The organism is Mesocryomonas lacus (genome assembly GCF_055730105.2).
Genome location: NZ_JBUZWF020000003.1, coordinates 434,733 through 458,905 on the forward strand (window position 1 = coordinate 434,733; position 24,173 = coordinate 458,905).

Consider the following 24,173-nt stretch of genomic DNA (forward strand, 5'->3'; position numbering starts at 1 on the left):
TGGGGATTAGTTCCTCGGTTCGCAAAGGGCGGCATACGGCAGGGGCGAGCGCGAGGTCCGGTTTGTCGCTGCCCGGCGCTTTTTGCGCGCTGCACCATGAAGCGGCCGCAAACATCCGTCCAAAGGGCTGGAGCAGCCAAGCCCGACGGAGGATGATGATTTGCCGGAAGCGGGTGGACACGCGACGGGCCTGGTCGAGATCGCCTTCGTCATCGTCATGGCGATGACGTCGGGCCTCCTGATGATGCGCCTGCGGCAGCCGCCCATGGTCGGCTTCATCCTCGCCGGCGTCGTCCTCGGACCGACCGGCCTCGGCGTCATCGGCGATACCGCCAACGTCTCGGCGCTCGCCGAGATGGGCGTCCTGATGCTGCTGTTCTTCATCGGCATGGAGCTGTCGCTCAAGGCCTTCGTGCAGACGCTGAAGCCGGCGCTGAAGATCGCGCTCGGGCAGCTGCTGGCGGCGATGGCGATTTCCTTCGGGCTGAAGGCGGTATCCACGGCGACGGTGGCGGAGGCGATCATCCTCGGCTTCATCATCGCGGTCTCCTCGACAGTGGTCGCGATGAAGATGCTGGAGGACATCGGCGAGCTGCGAACCGATGTCGGACGGATCACCGTCGGCGTGCTGATCGCCCAGGATATCGCCGTGGTGCCGATGCTGATCCTCGCCACCGCGCTCGGCGGGGAGGGCGAGATCGCCTGGCTCGGCATCCTCGTGAAAATCGCGCTCGCGGTCGCGGTGCTCGCGGGCCTCCTCTGGTATCTCGGGCGGCGGCCAAAACTGCGATGGACGTTTGCGCCGGCGGTCGAGAACAATGTCGAGATTCTGGCACTCGGCTCGATCGCCTTCTGCTTCGGCGCCGCCTCGCTTTCCGGCATTGCCGGGCTGTCGCCGGCCTACGGCGCCTTCATCGCCGGGCTGATCGTCGGCGCCTCGACGCTGCGCAGCCGCGTGATCCCGGTCATCCAGCCGATCCAGAGCGTGCTGCTGGTGGTGTTCTTCCTGTCGATCGGCCTCCTGATCGACCTCACTTTCATCACCGAGAACTGGGGCCTCGTGCTCATCGCCTCGCTGTTCGTGATCGTCGCCAAGACGCTCTTCAACGTCGTCCTGATGCGCTTTGCCGGCCTCTCGCACCGGGTGTCCGTCGAGGCCGGCCTGTCGATGGCGCAGATCGGCGAATTCTCCTTCATCATCGCCGCCGCCGCCTTCGCCTCGGGGGCGATCGGTTCGGACGTCTACCGCCTCGCCATCGCCGTCACGGCGGTGACGCTGCTGGTCTCGCCGGCCTGGATGATCGTCATGCGGCGGATCGAAGGCGAGGCGCGCTTTGGCATCGCCGAGTTCCGCGCGGCGCTCGCCGAGATTTATGCAGACCAGCGCGACAATGTCGGCCGCGGCTATCACGCGGCGGAGGCTGTCTGGTTCCGGCTGCGGCTCAGCGCGCGGGCCATGCGGCGCGCGGTCCGCCGCCGGCGCCGCGGCGGGGCGCGCGCCGGCCTCGGAAATTCGACTCCGGTGCTCGCTCGAGATGTAGACCCCGCACACACCGGAGCTGCTGGAGAGGCCGCCCACCCGCAGGGCACGCCGACGAAAGCCCCGGATCTCGTCTCCTGAAGCATCCTCGAATGGGGTGGAGACATTCTGTCAGAGCGAGACGCTCCAGCTGCAAAAGATCGAGCGTCCAGGCACCGAAGGAACTGCCTATCCAAGCGGAAGACGGCCGTCGGCGCCGCGGATGTCGCCGTCATGCGTTCCAGGAAGAGCCGTCCGGTTTCGACGGCTCCGGATCCCCTGGTCGAAGGGCCTAGCGGTAGACCATCCTGATCCGGCGGCTGTCGTTGGCGCGGAGATCGAAGGACGTATCGGCAAAGCGCGGTGCCGAGAATTTCGGCATGGCATCGTTGGAGACGGCAATGCCTTCCTTGGGGATGCCGATCAGGTTGGTGTCGAGCTTGCCGTTGTCGTTCTCGTCGTGCAGTGCCGAGATGGCGAAGGTGCCGGATTTCAGGCCCTTGAACACGATCGGCTTGCCGAGCGCTGCGGCGGCGACCGTGCGGCGTTCGGCGGTGAGCGACTTGCCGCAATCGGGGAAGTGCTGGCCGTCGGACCACAGGCAGATGGCGACGACGCCCTTGCTGCTGCGCGCGCCGTCGATCTTAAGCGTCAGGTCGGCGGCCGTCGCCGTGGTGGCGGAGGCGGCAAGGCAGAACGCCGCGAGGTGGGTCATGCGCATCGTCAGGTCTCCTGAAACCAAGGAAGAAGGAAGCGGGATAGGCGGTGGCAGGTTGGCATTAAATCCCCCGGCGCCCGCACGCTCGCCTTGCCAGGGCGGCGCGGGTCAGGCCGCGAAAGGCGAGGCGCTGAGGGTCGTCAACAGGCGGTGCAAGGTCGATATCGTCGACATGTCGGCCACGCCGTCAACCTTGGCGGGACGGAAATGGCGCTGGAAGGCGACGGTGGCAAGCTGTGTGGCGAGGTCGAAGGCGCCGGTGGCATCGACTGGATAGCCGTAGGCGGCGAGCAGCGACTGGTAGGCCGTGACCGGCTCGCCGGCGTCGCCGAGCCCGAAATAACGACCGCCGGTGATTGGGGCGGGGGCGACGTAATGGCCGACGCCCTCTTCCGCCAGCCGGGCCCAGGGAAACAGCTCGCCCGGATCCTGCTTGCGGGCGGGAGCAACGTCGGCATGGCCCAGCACGCGTTCCGGCGGGATCGCCCAGCGATCGACGATCTCCTTCGACAGCGCGATGACGGCGTCGACCTGGATGTCGGGGAAGGCGCGGTAGCCATGCTCGTGGCCGGGATTGACGATCTCGATGCCGATCGAGCGGGAGTTGATATCCTCCTTGCCTTTCCACGCGCCGGCACCGGCGTGCCAGGCGCGGTCGATCTCGCGCACCATCTGCACGATCCGCCCGTCCTCGTGCACGAGGTAGTGGCAGGAGACCTGGCTCCTCTCCATGCAGAGCCAGCGAGCGGCGGCTTCGCCGTCGGCCATGCCGGTATAGTGCAGCAGCAGCATGTCGGGACCGGCGACGTCGCGGCGGGCATTGATATTGGGCGAGGGCAGGACCTCGCCGACCAGCGGGCTGTCGGGGGTCATCAACGGTGGAGATCCATTACGCTGTGCGAAGCCGCGAGACGCTGGCATAGGCGGCGTTGATCGCCTTCATGCGCTCGAGGCCGATGGCCATGAACTCGTCCGGCACGCCGCGGGCGGCAAGACGGTCGGGGTGGTTTTCCTTGACGAGATCGAGATAGCGGCTGCGGATCGCGCTGGGGGACTCGTTCGGCGAGATCCCGAGAACGGCGTAGGGACCATCGTCGCCGGTGGCGACATGGCGGTAGCGGATCACCGCGAATTCGTCTTCCGTCAGGCCGAAGATCTCGGCGATCCGCGCCAGGAAATCCAGCTCGCGACCATGGATGACGCCGTCCGCCTTGGCGATGTGGAACAGGCCGTCGAGGATGTCGGACAGCACCTCGCATTGGCCGCCATCGCCGCAGAGCATGGTCATTCGCGTGGCGTAGGCCTCGAAGCCTGCGGTGTCCTGCTTGGCGAGATCGTAAAGGAGGAAGACATTGCGCATCTCTTCCGGCGGGATCGAGAAGATCTGCTGGAAGGCGGCGATCTCGGCCTGGCTGACGACGCCGTCGGCCTTGGCCATCTTGGCCGACAGCGCGATCATCGCCACCGAGAACGCCACCTCGCGCCGCATCTGCCTGTCGGCGCCGAACAGCGAGCGGATGGTCTCGAACAGCGCTTCCAGCGTCTGCATGCCCTGCGCGGGAAGGGCCCGCAGCAGCACACCAAGGCTCGACAGAATCTGCATGGCTCCGCTTTCGCGGGACGATCCGTCCCGCCGCTGTGGTGTGGCGCCGATCGTCATGGATGCGCCTTTCGCCAAACCCGAATGGCCCCAGACCGCATTTTTTGCAATGCCAAAGATGCCGTATCCGGTCGCGGTTGGCAAAGTGGGCATCCTCTCCGGGTGGTGGCGTCAACGTGTCCTGCGATCAACCCCCGAAATAGCGCGACCGTTGCGGCAGCTGCCTGGACAAAAAGTCCTAGGCAGCCGCACGGGATCAACCGGAGGCGAGCCTCCCGTTAAGCCTTGGCCTCTTGCCGACAGCCGCGTGCCCGAAAACTAGCTGTGTCCCATCACCGCCCGCGGCAGATAGGGCGCCTCGAGGCGTTCGATCTCGGCGGGAGAGAGCGTGATGTCGGTCGCAGCGATGGCGTCGTCGAGATGCTGCATCTTGGTCGCGCCGATGATCGGCGCGGTGACGGCGGACTGCGCGAGCACCCAGGCAAGGGCGATCTGCGCGGGCTTGACGCCACGCTCAGCGGCGATCTCTGCGACAAGGGCGGTGATGGCATAGTCCGCCTCGCTGCCGAAATATTCCTGAGAGCGGGGATCGCTGCCGCCGCGGCGCGTCGCATCACCGTTTTTCGGCGTGTTGCCGGCGAGAAAACCCCGGGCGAGCGGCGACCACGGCACCAGTGCGACGCCTTCGCTCTCGCAGTAGGGGATCATCTCCCGCTCTTCCTCGCGGTAGAGGAGGTTGTAGAAGTTCTGCATCACGGCGAAGGGCGGGCAGCCGATGGCGCGCTGCATCTCCCGCAGCTTGGCAAACTGCCAGGCATACATGGACGACGCGCCGAGATAGCGCACGAGGCCTTGCCCGACGACATGGGCGAGACCCTCGGCGATCTCCTCCATCGTCGTCTCATGGTCGAGCCGGTGGATATAGAGGATGTCGATGTAATCGGTGCCGAGCCGCTCCAGCGAGTCCTCGACGCAATCGACGATGCGCTTGCGCGACAGGCCGCGCGAGTTCGGCCCCTTGCCCATCGGCAGGCCGAGCTTGGTCGCGATGACTGCCTCGCGCCGCGGCATCAGCCGCGCGACCGCCTCGCCGGTGATCTGCTCGCTGACGCCGTTGGAATACATGTCGGCGGTGTCGAAGAAGTTGATTCCGGCTTCCACCGCCCGCTCGAAGAACGGCAGGGAGGCTGCGCGGTCGAGCACCCAGGGATGCACGGTCCAGGCCGGATCGCCGAAGCTCATGCAGCCGAGGCAGAGACGGGAGACGTCGACGCCGGTGTTTCCAAGCTTCACATAGTCCACGGCAGATCCTTTCCTGGCATTTCAGTTTTCTGCATGCGCACTGGCTGAGGCTTTCGTGCCGCACGGCAAGATTGTCTTAGCACAAACGAAAACGACCTTGCCGTGAGGCAAGGTCGTCACAACCATGGCATTTCAGCCCGGTCAGCCAAGAGCCCGAGTTTCGGACCAGCTTGGCAGTATTAGTTCGCCGGAGCGGTCGTGGTGGTCGAGCTCGCGGGCGGCGTGGTGGTGGTGGTCGAAGGCGCCATGGTGTCGGTCGTGGCCGGTGCCGGGGTCGTGGTGGTCGTGGTGGTGGCCTTGTCGTCCGAACCCGAGCAGGCGGTCAGGGTGAAAAGAGCGGCGGCGCAAAGGGCGAGGGAAATCTTCTTCATAACAAACATCCATCTGTTCGAGTTACACGGACCATCAATGCGATAGGCCCGCTTCCGTTCAATCCCATGTGATCACGCCACATGTCGCGGTGTCACACCAGACCGAAGGCGCATGCCGGTGAGGCAACGTCTGCCACAAAATAGAGCGTTCTCCCGATAATACGAGAGCGTCTGGACCCGAGAAGGCCTTGCAGGCCGGGGATTCGGGCTTCCAGCACTGAATGAACCATTGTTAATCAAGTCGATAAGGCGGGCCTATCCGGATGAAAAAAATGCAGCAGCGTGCTTCCAACGCAGCGCAGGCCTTGCTCCGATCCGCCCGCCGCCTTGGCCGGCCAGCGATTCCGCTCGCGATGGCGGCCGCATTGGTTGCCGGATGCACGTCTGCAACGCTGGATACGCGTGAACTTGGGCTTAGCGGAATGGCCGTCGAGAAGGCGCATCAGTATCCGATCCACGGCATCGACGTCTCCAAGTACCAAGGCGATATCGACTGGAATACGGCGCGCAAGGGCGGCGTGTCCTTCGCCTGGCTGAAGGCGACGGAGGGCGGGGACCGCGTCGACCAGCGCTTCGCCGAGAACTGGCGCGCCGCCAAGGCCGCCGGCATGCCGCGCGGCGCCTACCACTTCTTCTACCATTGCCGCAGCGGCGCCGAGCAGGCGCGATGGTTCATCGCCAACGTGCCGCGCGACCCGGAAGCGCTGCCGCCGGTGCTCGACGTCGAGTGGACACCGGACTCGCCGACCTGCACCAAGCGCCCGCCGCGCGAGGACCTGATGAAGGAGATGCAGGACTTCCTCGACACCGTCGAGAAGCACTACGGCGTGCGGCCGGTCATCTACGCGCCGATCGACGTTCACCGCGACCGGCTGGTCGGCGCCTTCCCGCGCTATGATTTCTGGCTCCGGGCGGTGAAGGATCATCCGGACAACGTCTACACCAACCGCGCCTTCCGGTTCTGGCAGTACACCGCCACCGGAACGGTTCCGGGCATCACCGGCGAGGTCGACCGCAACGCCTTCTCGGGCACCCGTGCCGACTGGGCGCTCTGGCTGAAGCGGCACCGGGCCGGCTAGGGCGAGCCTCTTTCGGGCGCATTTCTTCAATCCGCCATGATGTGGCAGATAGGGTCGACCAACCACCCGATCCCCGAAGGACTGCTGACCGATGCCTCGCCGCCTTGCTTTCGCCCTTGCCGCCCTCCTGGCGAGTTCCTCGCTTGCCGCCGCCCAGGCTGCGCCGTCGCCGACGGCCGCCGGCCAGGCCGACGCGCAGTGTGGCGGCAGCTTTGACAGCTTTCTCGCCGGCGTCCGCGCGGAAGCGTCGGCGGCCGGCATCTCGGCCAGCGCGATCGACCGGTCGATGGCCCGCATCGGCACCAGCCCGGACCCGAAAGTGCTGGCGCGCGACGGCGCGCAAGGGGTGTTCAGCCAGACCTGGCAGCAGTTCGCGACGCGCATGGTCAACGGCTCGCGGCTGAAGCTCGGCAAGGCGAACCTTGAGAAATATGCCTCGACCTTCGCCGACATCGAGCAGGAGACCGGGGTGCCCGGCCCGGCGATCGCGGCCTTCTGGGGTCTCGAGACCGATTACGGCGCCGTCCTCGGCGACTTCAACACGCTCTCGGCGCTCGCGACGCTGGCGCACGACTGCCGCCGCCCGCAGCTCTTCCGGCCGCATTTGCTGGCGGCGATGAAGGTGGTGGATGCTGGCTATCTGACGCCGGAGGAGATGAAGGGCGCCTGGGCGGGCGAACTAGGCCAGACGCAGATCCTGCCGGAGGAGTATCTGAAGTTCGGCACCGACGCCGATGGCAATGGCAGCGTCAACCTCCTGACCGACGCGCCGGATGTGCTGGCGACGACGGCGAAGTTCATGCAGTCGCTCGGCTGGCGCGCCGGTGAGCCCTGGCTCGAGGCGGTGAAGGTGCCGGAGAATTTTCCTTGGGAGCGGGCGGCGCTGGTCAACAAGGAGCCGCGCAGCGAATTCGCCGCGCTCGGCGTCACCAAGGCGGATGGCGGGGCGCTCGAATCCGACGCGCTGCCGGCCTCGCTGGTGCTGCCGATGGGCCGCGGTGGGCCGGCCTTCCTCGCCTTTCCGAATTTCGACGTCTACCTCGCCTGGAACAACTCGCTGGTCTACTCGCTGACCGCCGGCTATTTCTCGACCCGCCTTGCCGGCGCGCCGCCGATCGACATGGGCACGCCGCAGCCGGGGCTCTCGGTCGAGGACATGAAGGCGCTGCAGACCAAGCTCGCCGGTCGCGGCTACGACGTCGGCAAAATCGACGGCATCCTCGGCGGCAATACGCGCGATGCGGTGCGGCGCGAGCAGATCCGGCTCGGCATGCCGGCCGACGGCTGGCCGACCGCAGAACTCCTCGCCGCGGACTGATCCTTGGCTCAGACCCCCGTCCGGTACGGGGGAGTGGATTTGCTTGCGCGGGTGGGGGATGGCCCGCGGCTGTGGGCGGTCCCGATCCCTGCTTGACATGCCGGCCCTCGGCGCACAGGTATCGCGCGCCAGTCGGCTGGGCGACCGCTGCCGTCATATGTCGAAAGACGACGGGGGAGGAAAGTCCGGGCTCCACGGAGAAACGGTGCCGGATAACGTCCGGCGGGGGCGACCCCAGGGAAAGTGCCACAGAAAATAAACCGCCCCGCCTGCGGTTCGGCCCAGAGCCCGTCGATGACTGCATGGGCGGACATGGGCGGCGGGCCGAAGCGCTGGCGGGGTAAGGGTGAAACGGTGGGGTAAGAGCCCACCGCGCTTCTGGCAACAGCGGCGGCAGGGCAAACCCCACCGGGAGCAAGACCGAATAGGGACGACGTGGCGGGAAACCGCCAGCCTTTCTCCGGGCCGGTCGTCCGGGTGGGTTGCTCGAGGCGGCGCGCAAGCGCCGTCCCAGAGGAATGGTCGCCCGGCAGTTCGCTGCCGACAGAACCCGGCTTACAGGCCGACTGGCATCTTCAATCTCCCGCTCGCAGGGCCCCCGGCGCATGCCGGTCGTATCGCCCTTCGCGGTGCCATGGGAGAGCGCCAAAATTTTTCAGATTGCAACCTCAGAGAGAATTCGGCGGTGCCTAATTAAGGCAGTCGCGTGTTCTCAACTCTTTCGGAAGACTGGTTATTTTCGGCCAGACTTGGTTGCTTTGCCGGCATCGTGTCACGCCCGGCTGATGATTTTCTATTGCACCGCACCAGCGCTTCGGCGTCCGGCAAAAAGTCCTGCATTAGGAGGGTGTTAACACTAACGGAGTATCACCAAAGGGACTCCAGAGACCCCCTTGGTGTGGGCTGATCCCATTGACGCCCAATAGGCCCCATGTTATCCCTCGACCCATCAAAACAAGGCCTGTTTCGGCAGGAAATCCAGACAGATTCACGCAACTCCGAGGGGATCGGAGCAGGCGCATTCCGCTTCAAACCGGGACGCGTCGCGCGATTTCATTGCCGGCGTCATGCCGGCTTGGCGGGGGCCGGCATGACATGGACATCGGTCGCTGCGACAGGCACCCGGCCTGATGGATCGGTTCCTCTCGAACGCGGTGAACAACATCGACGCCAAAGGGCGCGTGTCGGTTCCCGCAGCCTTCCGTCAGGTGCTCGCGCAACGCGGCTTCCAGGAGCTCTACGGCATGCAGTCGCTGGGCACGCCGGCGATCGACGTCGGCGGCATGGATCTTTTGCAGCGCTACGAGGACCGGATGGCGGTCGAGGACCCGTTTTCGGAAGCCTATGCGGACATGTCGCTCTTCACCTACGGGGATGGCGCCTTCCTGAAATTCGACCAGGAGGGGCGGATCACCGTGAACGACTTCATCCGCTCGCACACCGGCATTACCGACAAGGTGACCTTCGTCGGCCGCAACACCTTCTTCCAGCTGTGGGAGCCGCAGCGCTTCGAGGCGCACCGGGCCGAGGCCCGTGCGCGGCTCCTGGCGATGCGCGCGGCCGGCTCCGGGAGCGCGCCGTCGTGACGTCCGACCTTTCGGCCGACGCCGCCGTGACCGACGGCGCACCGGCGCGCCATATCCCTGTGCTGTTGCGCGAGGTGCTGACCGCGCTGGCGCCGGCGCCGGGCGACTGGATCGTCGACGGCACGTTCGGCGCCGGCGGCTATACCGCGGCGATCCTCGGGGAGGGCGCCTCGGTGGTTGCGATCGACCGCGATCCGACTGCCATCGCCAAGGCGCGCGCCATGGCCGCGCTGATCGGGCCGAAGCTGGTGCCGGCAGAGGGGCGCTTTGGCGATCTGGAGGCGATTTCGCACGCGGCGGCGGGCGGCCTCGTCGACGGCATCGTCCTCGACATCGGCGTCTCCTCCATGCAGATCGACGAGGCCGAGCGCGGCTTCTCGTTCCAGAAAGATGGCCCGCTCGACATGCGCATGAGCCGCTCCGGCCCGTCCGCCGCCGACGTCGTCAACACGCTGAAGGCCGGCGATCTCGCCCGCATCTTCAACTTCCTCGGCGAGGAACGCCAGGCCGGCCGTATCGCCCGGGCGATCGAGGCGCGCCGCGCGGAGAAGCCGTTCGAGCGCACGCTGGAACTGGCGCAGCTGATCCTGAAGACGATCGGCCGGGCCCCCAAGGACCGCATCGACCCCGCTACCCGCACCTTCCAGGCGCTGCGCATCTACGTCAATGACGAGCTCGGCGAGCTGACGCGCGCGTTGGTCGCCGCCGAGCGGGTGCTGAAGCCCGGCGGCCGGCTGGTGGTGGTGACCTTCCATTCGCTCGAGGACCGCATCGTCAAGCGCTTCCTGCGTGACCGCGCCGAGCAGGACAGCGGCTCGCGGCATCTGCCCGACATGGCGCCGAAGCCGCTGACCTTCGAGGCCCGCAACAAGCCCGTCGCCGGCAGCGACGCAGAGCTTGCCGAGAACCCGCGTGCCCGCTCCGCCAAGCTGCGCTCCGGCATTCGCACCGATGCGCCGCCGCGGACCGGCGCCGACGCCACCGCCTTCATCGATCTCCCGTCGCTTGCCGACCTTCCCCAGTCTGGAGCCTAAGTCATGCTAAAGACGATCGATATCGTTCTGATCGCGGTGATGATTTCCGCGGCGGCCTGGACCTTCAAGATCAAGTACGAGGCCGAGCTGATCGACGATCAGATTCAGGTCACCGAGCGCAAGGCCAGCCTGGAGCGCGAGACGATCTCGCTGCTCGAGGCCGACTGGAGCCTTCTGAACCAGCCCGACCGTCTGCAGCGCCTGGCCGAAGCCTTCAAGGCCGATCTGGCGCTCGAGCCGCTGAAGCCTGAGCAGATCATCGAGCCCGACGAACTGCCGGCTCAGCCGATCAACCTTGTGCCGACCGGCAACGACGTCCTCGGCGGCTATGCCGACAACGCCGAAACCAAGGTCAGATAATGCTGCGGCTGCCGAAACTCCCTGCGCTGCGCAATCCGCTTCGCCGCGCCGAGGCGCCGGCGAACATTGCCTCGCCGCGGCTTTCGGCACGTCGCAAGCCGCTGGCGCCGCCGAAGAACCGCCAGCGCTTCATCATCGCCACCGGCTTGTTTTGCTGCGTTTACGCGGTGATCGGCGGGCGGCTGGTGATGTGGGGCGTTTCGCCGAACGGCGGCGGGGCCTACAGCCCTCAGGGCCAGATCGTCGCCGCGCGGCCCGACCTCGTCGACCGCAATGGCGAAGTGCTGGCGACCGACATCAAGACCGCCTCGCTGTTCGCCGAGCCGCGCCGTATCGTCGACGCCGACGAGGCGACCGAGCGGCTGCTGACGGTCTTGCCGGAGCTCAACGCCAAATCCTTGCACACGCGGCTTGCGAGCGACGCCGGCTTCGTCTGGCTGAAGCGCGAGCTGACGCCGCGCCAGCAGCAGGACATCTTCGCCCTCGGCATTCCCGGCATCGGCTTCCGCACCGAGAAGCGGCGCTTCTACCCCGGCGGCAATACGGCCTCGCATGTCGTCGGCCTCGTCAATGTCGACAATCAGGGCATTGCCGGCATGGAGAAGTACGTCGACGATCAAGGCTATCGCGACATCCAGAACCTCGGCCTTGCCGGCGGCAATCTGGAGCCAGTGAAGCTGTCGATCGATCTGCGCGTTCAGCACGTCATGCGCGACGAGCTGGCGGCCGCCATCGTGCGCTACAAGGCGATCGCCGCGGCCGGCGTGATCATCGACGTCAGCACCGGCGAGATCATGGCTATGGCCTCGATGCCGGACTACGACCCGAACTCGGCCGGCGACGCGCTGAAGAAAGAAAACCTCAACCGCATGTCGGCGGGCACCTTTGAGATGGGCTCGACCTTCAAGAGCTTCACCACGGCGATGGCGTTGGATTCGGGCCTCGTGAAGATGACCGACGTGTTCTCGACCGAGCCGTTCCGCGTCTCCGGCTTCACGATCAAGGAATTCCACAGCAAGCACCGGCCGCTGAGCGTGCCCGAGATCTTCCAGTACTCGTCGAATGTCGGGTCTGCGCGCGAGGCCGACATTGTCGGGGTGGAGGGTCACAAGGCCTTCCTGACGAAGCTCGGTCTTCTCTCGCGGCTGCAGACCGAGCTGCCGGAGGTCGCCCAGCCGACCCAGCCGAAGACCTGGAAGAAGATCAACTCGATGACGATCTCCTACGGTCACGGCGTCTCAACGACGCCGCTGCAGACCGCGGTCGCGGCCGCAGCGCTGATGAACGGCGGCTACCTCATCCCGCCGACCTTCCTGCCGCGCACGCCGGAAGAGGCCAAGAAGCTCGCCGTCCAGGTGATCTCGAAGAAGACCAGCGACGAGATGCGCTACATCTACGAGCTGAACGGCGAGCACGGCTCCGGCCGGCAGGCGCTGGTGCCGGGCTACCGCGTTGGCGGCAAGACCGGCACGGCCGAGAAGGTCGTCAACGGCCGCTATGTCGGCAACAAGCGCTTCAACGCCTATCTTGCGGCCTTCCCGATAGACGCGCCGCGCTATGTGACGCTGGTCGTCATCGACGAGCCGCAGCCGGTGCCGGGCTCCGGCCAGGGCGCGACCGCAGCCTCCAACGCCGCGCCGACGGCCGGCGCGATCATCCGCCGCTCGGCCGCGCTCCTCAAGGTCAAACCGGATTTCGGCGACCACGGAAAATCCTTGCTCGTCTCCTATTGAAGCATGGTTCGGCCGGACGGCCGCGGCGAGTTCGACGTAAGTCTCTGATATTTCTTGAAGGGCTTTCAGCGAATCGTTTCCGATTTTCGGACCGCGGCTTTTGGGGCTAGAACGGGCGACGCAGTTCTGACAGCCGGCGGGTGACTGCCGGCTTTCTCGTAACAGACGGGTTATGGTGAATGAAAATTTCCGATCTTGCAGACGGCCTTGCCGCGGGCGGCGCAGGGGACGCAGAGATCACCGCGATCTCCGCCGACTCGCGGACGGTCCGGCCGGGAACGTTGTTCGCCGCGCTGTCGGGCAGCAAGGCTGACGGCGCACGCTTCGTCTCCGACGCCGAGGCGAACGGGGCGGTGGCGGTGCTGGCGGGTGAGAACGACGTGATCGAGACGACGCTGCCGGTGCTGCGGGTCGCCGATCCGCGGCGGGTGCTGGCACTGATGGCCACGCGTCTCGCCGGCCGCCAGCCGGACACCATCGTCGCCGTCACCGGCACGTCGGGCAAGACGTCGATCGCGGCCTTCACCCGTCAGATCTGGGCGGCCGCCGGTCAGGCCGCCGCGTCGATCGGCACCACTGGCGTCGTATCCCCGACGCGCGACGAATACGGCTCGCTCACGACGCCGGACCCGGTGGAACTCGCCCGGCTGCTGGCGGAACTCGCCGCCGAGGGCGTCACGCACGTCTCGATGGAAGCGTCGAGCCATGGCCTCGACCAGCGCCGGCTTGACGGCGTGACGCTGGCGGCCGCCGGCTTCATCAATCTTGGCCGCGACCATCTCGACTACCACCCGACCATCGAGGACTATTTCGCCGCCAAGATGCGGCTGTTCGATACGCTGCTGCCGAAGGGCGCGCCGGCGGTAATCTACGCCGACGACGAGTGGTCCGACCGGGCGCTGGCGACGGCGCTGCATTCGGGCGCCGACGTCCTGACCGTCGGGCGCAAGGGCACGTTTCTGACGCTGAAGCGTCTGGAGCACGAGCGGCACCGCCAGATCGCCGAGATCGAGGCCGAGGGACGGATCCACCGCATCGTGCTGCCGCTCGCCGGCGAGTTCCAGATGGCCAACGCGCTGGTCGCTGCCGGCCTTGCGATCGCCACCGGCGTCGAGCCGCGCGTCGCGCTGGAAGCGCTGGAGGATTTGAAGGGCGCGCCCGGCCGGCTGGAGCTTGCGGGCACGACGGCGCTGGGCGCCCCGGTCTTCGTCGACTACGCGCACAAGCCGGAGGCGATGGAGAACGTGCTGTCTGCGGTGCGGCCCTTCACCACCGGCCGCATCATCGTCGTCTTCGGCTGCGGCGGCGACCGCGATCGCGGCAAGCGCCCGATCATGGGCGAGATCGCCGCGCGCCTTGCCGACATCGTCATCGTCACCGACGACAATCCGCGCTCCGAGGAGCCAGGCTCGATCCGCGCGGCGATCATGGAGGCGGCCACCGGCGCGCGCGAGATCGGCGACCGCCGGCTGGCGATCCGCACCGCTATTGCCGAAGCCCGGGAAGGCGACACCGTCGTCGTCGCCGGCAAGGGCCATGAGCAAGGCCAGACCGTTGGCGCGACCGTCCATCCGTTCAGCGACCACGACGAAGTGCGAACCGCCATTGCGGAGGCGACCCGATGACCGACTGGCTCTGGGAAACCGATGCGCTGATTGAGGCCTTGGGTGGCCGGCCGATCGGCACCATGCCGGCAGGTGTCACCGGCCTGTCGATCGACACGCGCACGCTGCAGCCGGGCGAGGCCTATTTCGCCATCAAGGGTGACAAGTTCGACGGCCACGCCTTCCTGACGGCCGCTGCCGCTGGCGGCGCCGGCGTGATGGTCGTCGCCAAGAGCAAGCTGCCGGCGCTCGGCCGGGTGCAGGCGCAGCTGATCGTCGTCGAGGACGTGCTGGCCTCGCTGGGACGGCTCGCGGCCGCCTCGCGCGCCCGCTCGAAGGCGCGGATCATCGCGGTCACCGGCAGCGTCGGCAAGACCACCACCAAGGACGCGCTGCGCCATGCGCTGGGCGCTTCCGGACCGGTCCACGCTTCCGCCGCCTCGTTCAACAACCACTGGGGCGTGCCGCTGAGTCTCGCGCGCATGCCGCGCAACACGCGCTTCGGCGTGTTCGAGATCGGCATGAACCATCCCGGCGAGATCCGGCCGCTGGTCAAGCTCGTGCGGCCGCATGCGGCGATCGTCACGCTGATCGCGCCGGCCCATCTCGGCTTCTTCAAGGACCTCGGGGAGATCGCCGTCGCCAAGGGCGAGATCTTCGAGGGGCTGGAACCGGGCGGCACCGCCATCGTCAATGCCGACGATCCCTTCGGCCCGGCGCTTGCCGACATGGCGCGGGCCGCCGGGGTGACCGAGATCAAGACGTTCGGCGAGGCAGCCTCGGCCGACTACAGGCTTGCCGCCTATACGCCGACCGCCGAGGGCGCGCGGCTGCGCGCGGTGATCGACGGCGAGAGCGTGGACATTGCGTTGGCGGCCGCCGGCCGGCACATCGCCGACAACCTGCTGACCGTCCTTGGCGCCGCCAAGCTCGCCGGCGCCGATCTCACGGTCACCGCGACGGCGCTTTCCTCCTGGCGCACCGGCAAGGGTCGCGGCGAGCGTCACGTCCTGACGCTTCCGGGTGGCGGTACGCTGACCCTCGTCGACGAGAGCTACAACGCCAACCCGGTCTCGATGCGCGCGGCGATCGACGTGCTGGCCTCGAGCGTGCCGAGCGGCGAGGGACGCCGCATCGCCGTCCTCGGCGACATGCTGGAGCTCGGCGAGCAGTCGCAGGCTTTGCATGCAGGGCTTGCCGATGCGCTGATCGGGGCGGGGGCGGCGAAGGTCTATCTGCTCGGCGAGGAGATGAAGGCGCTCGACGACGCACTCGACGGCACGCTGCCGTGCGAATGGCACGAAACGCGAGACGAGCTTCGCGCAAGCCTCGTGAAGGACGGTCGCGCCGGCGACGTGATCATGGTCAAGGCGTCGAACGGCATCGGACTATCCAAACTGGTGGAGACCCTGATCGCGACTTTTTCTCCGGCACCGGCCGCGCCTGACCGCGCCCCGGACGCCGCGCCGCATCAGGAGAGCTGATCGATGCTCGAATATCTCGGTCATTTCTCCGAAGACATCGCCGCCTTCAACGTCTTTCGCTACATCACCTTCCGCACCGGCAGCGCGATGATCACCTCGTTCATCGTGGTCTTCCTGTTCGGCCCGGCGATCATTGCGAACCTGCGCATCCGCCAGGGCAAGGGCCAGCCGATCCGCGCCGACGGCCCGCAGACGCATTTCAAGAAGGCCGGCACGCCCACCATGGGCGGGCTGATGATCCTCACCGGCATCATCTCCTCGACGCTGCTCTGGGCCGACCTCACCAACATCTACGTCTGGACCGTGCTGCTCGTGACCGTCGGCTTCGGCGGCATCGGTTTCTACGACGACTATCTCAAGGTGACGAAGCAGTCGCACAAGGGCTTCTCCGGCAAGGCCCGTCTGGCGCTGGAATTCCTGATCGCCGGCATCGCCTGCACGCTGATCGTCTATGCTGGCACCGGCAGCTTCGCCTCCTCGCTGGCCTTCCCCTTCGTGAAATCGCTGCTGATCGACCTCGGCTGGTTCTATGTCGTCTTCGCCGCCTTCGTGATCGTCGGCGCGGGCAATGCGGTGAACCTTACCGACGGGCTCGACGGCCTCGCCATCGTCCCGATCATGATCGCCTGCGCCGCCTTTGGCCTCATCGCCTATCTCGCCGGCAATGTGAACTTCTCCAACTACCTGCAGATCCACTACGTCTTCGGCACCGGCGAACTCGCCGTCGTCTGCGGCGCGGTGATCGGCGCGGGCCTCGGCTTCCTCTGGTTCAACGCCCCTCCGGCGGCGATCTTCATGGGCGATACCGGGTCGCTGGCGCTGGGCGGCATGGTCGGCACCATCGCTGTCGCCACCAAGCACGAGCTGGTGCTGGCGATCATCGGCGGCCTGTTCGTGATCGAGGCGATGAGCGTCATCATCCAGGTCGCCTCGTTCAAGCTGACGGGCAAGCGCGTGTTTCTGATGGCCCCGATCCACCACCATTTCGAGAAGCTCGGCTGGACCGAGAGCCAGGTTGTGGTGCGGTTCTGGATCATCGCCTTCATGCTGGCCTTCGTCGGCCTGTCGACCCTCAAGCTGCGGTGAGGGCGGCGCGATGATCCCGGTCACTTCCTTCAGCGGCCGGCGGGTCGCGCTCTTTGGCCTCGGCGGCTCCGGCAAGGCGACGGCGCTGGCGCTGATCGTTGGCGGGGCCGACGTCGCCGCACACGACGACAACCCGGCGAGCGTCGCGTCCGCCGAGGCCGCCGGCATCACCTGCACCGACCTGCGGACCGCCGACTGGTCCGGCTTCTCCGCGCTCATCCTTTCGCCCGGCGTGCCGCTGACGCACCCCAAGCCCCACTGGACGGTCGACCTCGCGCGCGCAGCCGGGGCCGAGGTGATCGGTGACATCGAGCTGTTCAGCCGCGAGCGCGCGGCCCATGCTCCGACGGCGCCGTTCGTGGCGATCACCGGCACCAACGGCAAGTCGACCACCACGGCGCTGATCGCCCACTGCCTTCGCCATGCCGGCCGCGACACGCAGCTCGGCGGCAATATCGGTGTCGCCGTGCTGACGCTCGATCCGCCCGCGCCGGACCGCTTCTACGTCGTCGAGTGCTCGTCCTACCAGATCGACCTCGCTCCGACCGTCGCGCCCTCGGTGGCGCTGCTCCTGAACGTCACGCCCGATCATCTCGACCGGCACGGCACGCTGCAGCATTACGCCGCGGTGAAGGCACGGCTGCTGCAGCAGGCCGGCGTCTGCGTCGTCGGCGTCGATGATGCCATTTCTCGCCGGATTGCCGACGAGCTCGAGGCGGCCGGGCGGACGGTCGTGCGGATCTCGCAGGCGACCGAACTCTCCACCGGCGTGTTCTTCGACGGCACCGCGATTGTCCACCGGCGGCAGAACGAGGTCATCGCCCGCTACGACCTCGCCGGCATCGGCTCGCTGCGCGGACGTCACAACGGCCAGAACGCCGCCGCCGCCGTCGCGGCGCTGACCGCCAGCGGGCTGTCGTCCGCCGAGATCGGCGCGGGGCTGAAGAGTTTTCCGGGCCTTGCGCACCGCATGGAAGAGATCGGCACGGTCGGCGCGGTGCTGTTCGTCAACGACTCGAAAGCGACCAATGCCGAGGCGGCCGCACCGGCGCTTGCGGCCTTCCCGCGCATCCACTGGATCGCCGGCGGCCTGCCCAAGGAGGGCGGGATCGCGGCACTCGCGCCGTTCTTCCCGCGGATCGCCAAGGCCTATCTGATCGGCGAGGCCGCACCTGCCTTCGCGGCGACTCTTGGTGAACGAATTCCTTACGAAATATCGGCTACTCTCGAGAATGCCGTTGCGCACGCTGCCCGGGATGCTGCCGAGACAGGCGGGCCGGAGGTGGTGCTTCTGTCACCCGCCTGCGCCAGCTTCGACCAGTTCCGCAATTTCGAGGTGCGGGGCGACAGTTTCCGCGAGGCCGTGGGGCGCCTCGACGGTATCCAACTCTTCCGGAAGGGATGACCATGAACGCCCGTGCCAAGAGGGGAACACTGACCGACTGGTGGTGGAGCGTCGACCGCTGGTTCCTCGCCGCCTTCCTGGTGCTGATGATCGGCGGGCTCGTCCTGTCCTTCGCCGCGAGCCCGCCGGTGGCCGAGAAGATCGGTCTCGAGCCGTTCCACTTCGTCAAGCGGCATGCGGTGTTCCTGCTCCCGTCGATCGCGGTGATGATCCTGACGTCGATGCTGTCGCTGCGCGGCATCCGCCGGGCGTCGCTGCTGATCCTCGGCGGCGCGATTGTCCTGATGATCTTCGCGCTGTTCTTCGGCGTCGAGGTGAAGGGCGCACGGCGCTGGGTCGAGCTCGGCCCGCTCAGCATCCAGCCGTCGGAGTTCATGAAGCCGGCCTTCGTCGTGATCTGCGCCTGGCTGTTCGCTGAGAAGGCGCGGCGGCCGGATATTCCGGGCAACCTCTTCGCCATCATCCTCCTCTTCATCGTCTGCGCGCTGCTGGTGGCCCAGCCGGATCTTGGCCAGACCATCCTCACCGCCGGCGCCTGGGGCGGCCTGTTCTTCATGGCCGGCATGCCCTGGTTCTGGATCGCCGGCCTTGGCGGCATCGCGGCGGGCGGCTTCGTCGCCGCCTACTCGTTCTTTCCGCACGTCGCCAGCCGCATCGACCGCTTCCTCACCGGCGAGGGCGACACCTTCCAGATCGACACGGCGCGCGAGGCCATCATGCGCGGCGGCTGGCTCGGCCAGGGTCCGGGCGAGGGCACCGTGAAGCGCATGCTGCCGGACAGCCATACCGACTTCGCCTTCTCGGTGATCGCCGAGGAGTTCGGCATCATCACCTGCATGCTGCTCGCCTCGATCTTCTGCTTCATCGTCATCCGCGGCCTGTCCGTCGCCTTTGCCCAGCGCGACGTCTTCGCCAGGCTCGCGATCTCCGGCCTCGTCTTCCTGTTCGGCCTGCAGTCGATCATCAACATGGCGGTGAACCTGCAGTTGATGCCCGCCAAGGGCATGACCTTGCCGTTCATCTCCTATGGCGGCTCGTCGATGATGGCGGTGGCGATCGCCGCCGGCTTCATCCTGGCGCTGACCCGTCGCAAGCCGGAGAACAGCTCGCAGACCGACCGGCTGATGGATCGAACCATGGCGTTGCACGGTATCTGATGGAAGGGCGGGGGAGGTGGCCATGCCCGACCTCAGCGAGGGCCAGCGCAAGCGGATCAAGCTGAGGGCAACCTATCTCAATGGTTTGTCCATCGGCCTTGTCCTCGTGGGCGGCCTTTCCCTGCCGACCACGATAGCCTTCAATGCCCAAACTCCTTCGGAACTCCTGATCGCTGCTTCACTTTTCCTGTTCAGCTTTGTTGCCAGCCCCTATATTCACTGGATAGCGACGAAGGTTTTGGGAGGGCTGGACAGATGAACGATTTCATTTTGTACGCTTTGGCGGCGCTGGCCCTGCCTGTCGGTTCGGTCCTCATCGCGCACTTCGTCGTTTGGCAACAGGACCGCGACCTCGCACGCATTGACGCAAAGTCTGGATCATCAAAGCATCCGCTTCGCTGAACGGGCTTGCAGGCCAACGGGTCGCTTCCCGATTTTCCAGCGATAAAGACATCCATGCCGACCCGCTGACGCGTCGTCTGGTGATGCGCAACAATCACGGAGCGGCGCCATGAACGGACCCATCCTTCTCTCCGCCGGCGGTACCGGCGGTCATCTGTTCCCTGCCGAGGCGCTGGCGCATGAACTCGTCGCGCGCGGCTTCGACGTGCATCTGGCGACCGACGAGCGGGCGGGAAAATACGCCGAGCGGTTTCCGGTGAAGACGATCCACGTCGTGCCCTCCGCCACTTTCGGCTCGAAGAACCCGGTGAAGGTGCTGGCCTCGCTGTCAAAACTCTGGCGGGGCTTCCGCACCGCCGGCAAGGTAATCCGCGACATTCGCCCGTCGGTGGTCGTCGGCTTCGGCGGCTACCCGACGATCCCGCCGATGATGGCGGCGGTGCGGGCCGGGCGGCCGACGCTGGTGCACGAGCAGAACGCCGTGATGGGTCGCGCCAACAAGTTCCTGGCGCCGCGCGTGACGCGCATCGCCGCCGGCATCCCGCAGGACGGCTCGCCATTTTCCGCCAAAATCACCGTTACTGGCAACCCGGTAAGGCCCGCGGTGCTGGAATCGGCGGGCTTCCCCTACAAGCCGAGCGGTCCGAACGATCGTTTCCGCCTCGTCGTCTTCGGCGGCAGCCAAGGCGCGCAGTTCTTTTCCGACGTGATGCCGGAGACGATCCCGCTGTTGTCCGAGGCCGTGCGCCGCCGCCTGCACGTGACGCAGCAGGCGCGGCCCGAGCAGGAGGAACGCGTGCGCGCCTTCTATGCCGCCGCCGGCGTCGAGGCCGACGTCTCGCCCTTCTTCACCGACATGGCCAAGCGCATCGGCCGCGCGCACCTTGTCGTCAGCCGTTCTGGCGCCTCGACCGTATCGGAGATCGCAGTGATCGGACGGCCGGCGATCCTGGTGCCCTACCCTTACGCGCTCGACCACGACCAGGCGGCGAATGCGGCGCGCATCGAAGCGGCCGGTGGGGCGATCGTCGTCAAGCAGGCCGAGCTGTCGCCGACACGCCTGGCCGGTCTGATCGAGGGGCTCGCCAACGATGCGGCGCGGGCTGCGGGCATGGCGGCGGCAGCGCGCGCGACCGGGATTCCCGATGCCGCACGGTTGCTAGCCGATCTCGTTGAGTCTATGTCCCGCCCCACCTCAGCTGCCTGAAAACCAGTCCTTTGAAGAATTGCACGGAGACTACCCCATGAAGATGCCGCCCAATATCGGCCCGGTGCACTTCATCGGCATTGGCGGCATCGGCATGTCGGGCATTGCCGAGGTGCTGGTGACGCTTGGCTACACCGTGCAAGGCTCCGACCAGAGCGAAAACGCCAACGTCCAGCGGCTGCGCGAGAAGGGTGTCACCGTCCACATCGGCCACCACGCCGACAATCTCGGCCTTGCCGAGGTGGTGGTCGTGTCGACCGCCATCCGCCGCGCCAACCCGGAACTCGCCGCGGCCCGCGAGCGCCTGCTGCCGATCGTGCGGCGGGCGGAGATGCTGGCCGAACTGATGCGCTTCCGCCAGGCGATCGCCATCGGCGGCACGCACGGCAAGACCACGACGACTTCGATGGTCGCGACGCTGCTCGATGCCGGCGGGCTTGACCCGACGGTCGTCAATGGCGGCATCATCAACGCCTATGGCACCAATGCCCGCATGGGCGGCGGCGACTGGATGGTGGTCGAGGCCGACGAGTCCGACGGCACCTTCTTGCGGCTGCCGGCCGACGTCGTGATCGTCACCAACATCGATCCCGAGCACCTCGACCATTACGGGAGCTTCGACAAGGTGAAGGAGGCGTTCAAAGCCTTCGTCGAGAACGTGCCCTTTTACGGTTTCGCCGTGATGTGCCTCGACCATCCCGAGGTGCAGACGCTGATCGGCGAGATCGAGGACCGCCGCGTCATCACCTATGGCGAGAACCCGCAGTCCGACGTGCGCTTCTCGAACCTGCGCGTCGACGGACCGCGCTCGGTGTTCGACGTCACGATGCGCGACCGCGTCACCGGCACGACCTCAGAAATCCGCGATGTCGTGCTGCCGATGCCGGGCCGTCACAACGTCTCCAACGCCACCGCGGCGATCGCCGTCGCCTCGCGCATCGGCATTTCGGCCGAGGCAATCAAGACCGGACTCGGTGCCTTCGGCGGCGTGAAGCGGCGCTTCACCCATACCGGGACGGTGAACGGCGTCGAGATCTACGACGACTACGGCCACCACCCCGTCGAAATCCGCGCCGTGCTCGCCGCCGCGCGCTCCTCGGCCAAGGGCCGGGTGATCGCCGTGGTGCAGCCGCACCGCTTCAGCCGGCTGCAGAGCCTCTTCGCCGACTTCGCTGCTTGCTTCAACGATGCCGACACCGTCATCCACGCCCCGGTCTATGCCGCGGGCGAGGAACCGATCGAGTTCGTGAACTCGGAAATGCTGGTCGAGCGCATGAAGCTCGGCGGCCACCGCGATGCGCGGCTGGTCGACGGCCCGGAGGAGCTCGCACCGCTGATCGACCAGCTGGCGCAGCCGGGCGACATGGTCGTCTTCCTCGGCGCCGGCTCGATCACGCAATGGGCCTACGCCTTGCCGAAGGAACTGACGGCCCTCGCGGCGAAGCGCGGCTGATGCCCGCGACGGCTGCCGGGCGCCCGATCGATGGCGCAGCCTTGCTCGCGCGCCTCGGCGACAGCGTAGCCAATATCCGCGGGCGGCTGACGCCGAATGCCGGCATGGATAAGGTCACGTGGTTCCGCGCCGGCGGACCGGCGGAACTGATGTTCCAGCCCGCCGACGAGGAAGATCTCGCAGCCTTCCTCGCCGCGCTTCCCGCAGACGTCCCGGTGACGCCCGTTGGCATCGGCTCCAACCTCCTGGTGCGCGACGGCGGCATCGAGGGCGTGGTGATCCGGCTGTCCGCGAAAGGTTTCGGCACCGCCGAGGCGATCAATGCCACCACCATCCGCGCCGGGGCCGCGGCCTCCGACAAGCGGGTCGCCGCGGTGGCGCTCGAGGCCGGCATCGGCGGCTTTCACTTCTACCACGGCATTCCCGGCTCTATCGGCGGCGCCCTTCGGATGAACGCCGGCGCCAACGGCACCGAGACCCGCGAGCGGGTGCGCGAGGTGCGCGCCGTCGACCGGCAGGGGCGGCTGCACGTCCTGTCCAATGCCGATATGGGCTATGGCTACCGTCATTCCGGTGCGGCGGACGACCTGATTTTCACCTCCGTCCTCCTCGGCGGCGAGCCGGCCGAACGAGACGTGATCCGGGCGCGGATGGACGAGGTGCAGCATCACCGCGAGACCGTCCAGCCGGTGCGCGAGAAGACCGGCGGCTCGACCTTCCGCAATCCGGAAGGCACCTCCGCCTGGAAGGAGATCGACCGGGCCGGCTGCCGCGGGCTCTCCATCGGCGGCGCCGAGATGTCCGAACTCCACTCCAACTTCATGATCAACACCGGCACCGCGACCGGGCGCGACCTCGAACTGCTGGGCGAGACGGTGCGGGCGAGGGTGCTCGCCGCCTCCGGCATCGAGCTGCACTGGGAGATCAAGCGGCTCGGCCGTTTCCTCGACGGGCAGGCCGTGGCGCCGTTCGCGGCCTGAGCCCGAGCGCGATGGGAGGCCGCAAGGTCGCCGTCCGCAGCGCCCCTATTTCCTTTGAGCTGTTCTTCCCCTGGGTCTAGGATCTGACGGCATGGGGGAGGGCTTCATGGCTGATCCTGAACAAATCTCGATGTCCGCCGATGAGTTTCTCGTCTGGATTGAGGCTCAGGATCAATGCCATGAATTGGTTGATGGTGTGCCCGTCCGCCTGATGGCCGGTGTGAAACAGAACCATGCCGTGGTCACCAGTAACATCCTGGTCGCGCTGGCGCCGCAGGCGAAGCGAAACGGATGTCGAACAACGTCGAGCGATACGGCGGTCAGGACCGGCGCACGCGATATCCGCTATTCCGACGTCGTCGTCGACTGCGGACCGCGCGATCCTTCCGCGCGAGAGGCCATTCGGCCCGTTGTGGTGGTCGAGGTTTCGTCGCCGCGGACCTCCAGCATCGATATCACCGATAAACTGGATGAGTACCGTGTGCATCGTGGCCTCCGGTTGATCATGCTGGTCGAGCCCGACTTGGTGGCCGTCAAGCTTTACCGGCGGGATCCAGCGGGCCTTTGGAATGTCGAGAGATATGACGATCTGGATCAGGCGGTCGACCTGGCGGAGATCGGTGCGTCGCTGTCGCTTCGGGACATCTACGACACGCTTTCGCCTAAGCTCGACCCGCGGCTGCGCGTCATCTGAGAAGCTGCGTTGGCACCTGCAGGGCGTTAACCTCCGTTAACCATTCTTACCCTCCGACGGCCTTGCGCGCCCGCCGGCGTG

At 66.9% G+C, this 24,173-nt stretch carries 23 protein-coding genes and 1 other RNA gene; 19 read left to right on the top strand and 5 right to left on the bottom strand.

Features of this window, described 5'->3' with window-relative positions; translation table 11 throughout:
• Nucleotides 1-160: 160 nt before the first annotated feature.
• On the top strand, nucleotides 161-1,621 hold the full coding sequence (locus ACZLZQ_RS11865; RefSeq protein ID WP_472949531.1) for a cation:proton antiporter domain-containing protein: 1,461 nt from the start codon (nucleotides 161-163) through the stop codon (nucleotides 1,619-1,621).
• A gap of 190 nt (nucleotides 1,622-1,811) precedes the next feature.
• Here ACZLZQ_RS11865 and ACZLZQ_RS11870 read toward each other — a convergent pair whose 3' ends face one another.
• The 5 genes from ACZLZQ_RS11870 to ACZLZQ_RS11890 form a co-directional block, all read right to left on the bottom strand.
• The gene (locus ACZLZQ_RS11870) at nucleotides 1,812-2,240 is read right to left on the bottom strand and encodes a DUF2141 domain-containing protein (RefSeq protein ID WP_472949532.1); all 429 of its coding nucleotides are present in this window, start codon (nucleotides 2,238-2,240) and stop codon (nucleotides 1,812-1,814) included.
• A 105-nt stretch (nucleotides 2,241-2,345) separates the two neighbouring features.
• A complete protein-coding gene (locus tag ACZLZQ_RS11875) occupies nucleotides 2,346-3,110 on the bottom strand; it encodes an N-acetylmuramoyl-L-alanine amidase (protein ID WP_472949533.1) in 765 nt (254 codons plus the stop codon).
• 16 nt (nucleotides 3,111-3,126) lie between these two features.
• The gene (locus ACZLZQ_RS11880) at nucleotides 3,127-3,840 is read right to left on the bottom strand and encodes a TerB family tellurite resistance protein (protein WP_472949534.1); all 714 of its coding nucleotides are present in this window, start codon (nucleotides 3,838-3,840) and stop codon (nucleotides 3,127-3,129) included.
• Nucleotides 3,841-4,155: 315 nt separating this feature from the next.
• A complete protein-coding gene (locus ACZLZQ_RS11885) occupies nucleotides 4,156-5,139 on the bottom strand; it encodes an aldo/keto reductase (protein ID WP_472949535.1) in 984 nt (327 codons plus the stop codon).
• Nucleotides 5,140-5,318: 179 nt separating this feature from the next.
• Nucleotides 5,319-5,510, bottom strand: a complete 192-nt coding sequence (locus tag ACZLZQ_RS11890) for a hypothetical protein (RefSeq protein WP_472949536.1) — start codon at nucleotides 5,508-5,510, stop codon at nucleotides 5,319-5,321.
• A 353-nt stretch (nucleotides 5,511-5,863) separates the two neighbouring features.
• Between ACZLZQ_RS11890 and ACZLZQ_RS11895 the strand changes: the two genes are divergently transcribed.
• The 18 genes from ACZLZQ_RS11895 to ACZLZQ_RS11980 all read left to right on the top strand — a co-directional run bounded on the left by ACZLZQ_RS11895 (nucleotide 5,864) and on the right by ACZLZQ_RS11980 (nucleotide 24,092).
• On the top strand, nucleotides 5,864-6,589 hold the full coding sequence (locus ACZLZQ_RS11895; protein ID WP_472949914.1) for a glycoside hydrolase family 25 protein: 726 nt from the start codon (nucleotides 5,864-5,866) through the stop codon (nucleotides 6,587-6,589).
• Nucleotides 6,590-6,680: 91 nt separating this feature from the next.
• Complete coding sequence (locus ACZLZQ_RS11900) at nucleotides 6,681-7,907, top strand: lytic murein transglycosylase (RefSeq protein ID WP_472949537.1); 1,227 nt, start codon at nucleotides 6,681-6,683, stop codon at nucleotides 7,905-7,907.
• Between the two features lie 128 nt (nucleotides 7,908-8,035).
• Nucleotides 8,036-8,481: RNase P RNA component class A (gene rnpB / locus ACZLZQ_RS11905), an RNA gene on the top strand.
• Nucleotides 8,482-9,037: 556 nt separating this feature from the next.
• On the top strand, nucleotides 9,038-9,493 hold the full coding sequence (mraZ, locus tag ACZLZQ_RS11910) for a division/cell wall cluster transcriptional repressor MraZ (RefSeq protein ID WP_472937078.1): 456 nt from the start codon (nucleotides 9,038-9,040) through the stop codon (nucleotides 9,491-9,493).
• Nucleotides 9,490-10,527, top strand: coding sequence for a 16S rRNA (cytosine(1402)-N(4))-methyltransferase RsmH (rsmH, locus tag ACZLZQ_RS11915; RefSeq protein ID WP_472949538.1), 1,038 nt, complete (start codon nucleotides 9,490-9,492; stop codon nucleotides 10,525-10,527). Before mraZ ends, rsmH begins: the two co-directional genes overlap by 4 nt.
• Nucleotides 10,528-10,530: 3 nt before the next feature.
• Nucleotides 10,531-10,887: a cell division protein FtsL gene (gene ftsL, locus ACZLZQ_RS11920; RefSeq protein WP_472932672.1), complete on the top strand. Its 357-nt coding sequence runs from the start codon at nucleotides 10,531-10,533 to the stop codon at nucleotides 10,885-10,887.
• Nucleotides 10,887-12,620 carry a peptidoglycan D,D-transpeptidase FtsI family protein gene (locus ACZLZQ_RS11925; protein ID WP_472949539.1) on the top strand — a complete coding sequence of 578 codons (1,734 nt, stop codon included), beginning with the start codon at nucleotides 10,887-10,889 and terminating at the stop codon, nucleotides 12,618-12,620. Before ftsL ends, ACZLZQ_RS11925 begins: the two co-directional genes overlap by 1 nt.
• A gap of 179 nt (nucleotides 12,621-12,799) precedes the next feature.
• Nucleotides 12,800-14,245: a UDP-N-acetylmuramoyl-L-alanyl-D-glutamate--2,6-diaminopimelate ligase gene (locus ACZLZQ_RS11930; RefSeq protein ID WP_472949540.1), complete on the top strand. Its 1,446-nt coding sequence runs from the start codon at nucleotides 12,800-12,802 to the stop codon at nucleotides 14,243-14,245.
• Nucleotides 14,242-15,708, top strand: a complete 1,467-nt coding sequence (locus ACZLZQ_RS11935; protein ID WP_472949541.1) for a UDP-N-acetylmuramoylalanyl-D-glutamyl-2,6-diaminopimelate--D-alanyl-D-alanine ligase — start codon at nucleotides 14,242-14,244, stop codon at nucleotides 15,706-15,708. The genes ACZLZQ_RS11930 and ACZLZQ_RS11935 overlap by 4 nt, the downstream gene beginning before the upstream one ends.
• 3 nt (nucleotides 15,709-15,711) lie before the next feature.
• A complete protein-coding gene (mraY, locus tag ACZLZQ_RS11940; protein WP_472932666.1) occupies nucleotides 15,712-16,794 on the top strand; it encodes a phospho-N-acetylmuramoyl-pentapeptide-transferase in 1,083 nt (360 codons plus the stop codon).
• A 10-nt stretch (nucleotides 16,795-16,804) separates the two neighbouring features.
• Nucleotides 16,805-18,199 carry a UDP-N-acetylmuramoyl-L-alanine--D-glutamate ligase gene (murD, locus tag ACZLZQ_RS11945; RefSeq protein ID WP_472949542.1) on the top strand — a complete coding sequence of 465 codons (1,395 nt, stop codon included), beginning with the start codon at nucleotides 16,805-16,807 and terminating at the stop codon, nucleotides 18,197-18,199.
• Nucleotides 18,200-18,201: 2 nt separating this feature from the next.
• Nucleotides 18,202-19,356, top strand: a complete 1,155-nt coding sequence (gene ftsW, locus ACZLZQ_RS11950) for a putative lipid II flippase FtsW (protein WP_472932662.1) — start codon at nucleotides 18,202-18,204, stop codon at nucleotides 19,354-19,356.
• A gap of 22 nt (nucleotides 19,357-19,378) precedes the next feature.
• Nucleotides 19,379-19,615, top strand: coding sequence for a hypothetical protein (locus ACZLZQ_RS11955; protein WP_472949543.1), 237 nt, complete (start codon nucleotides 19,379-19,381; stop codon nucleotides 19,613-19,615).
• Nucleotides 19,612-19,758, top strand: a complete 147-nt coding sequence (locus ACZLZQ_RS11960; RefSeq protein ID WP_472949544.1) for a hypothetical protein — start codon at nucleotides 19,612-19,614, stop codon at nucleotides 19,756-19,758. Before ACZLZQ_RS11955 ends, ACZLZQ_RS11960 begins: the two co-directional genes overlap by 4 nt.
• 109 nt (nucleotides 19,759-19,867) lie before the next feature.
• Nucleotides 19,868-20,965 (top strand): undecaprenyldiphospho-muramoylpentapeptide beta-N-acetylglucosaminyltransferase, encoded by a 1,098-nt coding sequence (gene murG, locus ACZLZQ_RS11965; RefSeq protein ID WP_472949545.1) that lies wholly within the window; start codon nucleotides 19,868-19,870, stop codon nucleotides 20,963-20,965.
• Between the two features lie 37 nt (nucleotides 20,966-21,002).
• The gene (gene murC / locus ACZLZQ_RS11970; RefSeq protein WP_472949546.1) at nucleotides 21,003-22,418 is read left to right on the top strand and encodes a UDP-N-acetylmuramate--L-alanine ligase; all 1,416 of its coding nucleotides are present in this window, start codon (nucleotides 21,003-21,005) and stop codon (nucleotides 22,416-22,418) included.
• Nucleotides 22,418-23,398: a UDP-N-acetylmuramate dehydrogenase gene (gene murB, locus ACZLZQ_RS11975; RefSeq protein ID WP_472949547.1), complete on the top strand. Its 981-nt coding sequence runs from the start codon at nucleotides 22,418-22,420 to the stop codon at nucleotides 23,396-23,398. The genes murC and murB overlap by 1 nt, the downstream gene beginning before the upstream one ends.
• A gap of 106 nt (nucleotides 23,399-23,504) precedes the next feature.
• On the top strand, nucleotides 23,505-24,092 hold the full coding sequence (locus ACZLZQ_RS11980) for a Uma2 family endonuclease (RefSeq protein ID WP_472949548.1): 588 nt from the start codon (nucleotides 23,505-23,507) through the stop codon (nucleotides 24,090-24,092).
• The last annotated feature ends 81 nt before the right edge of the window (nucleotides 24,093-24,173 follow it).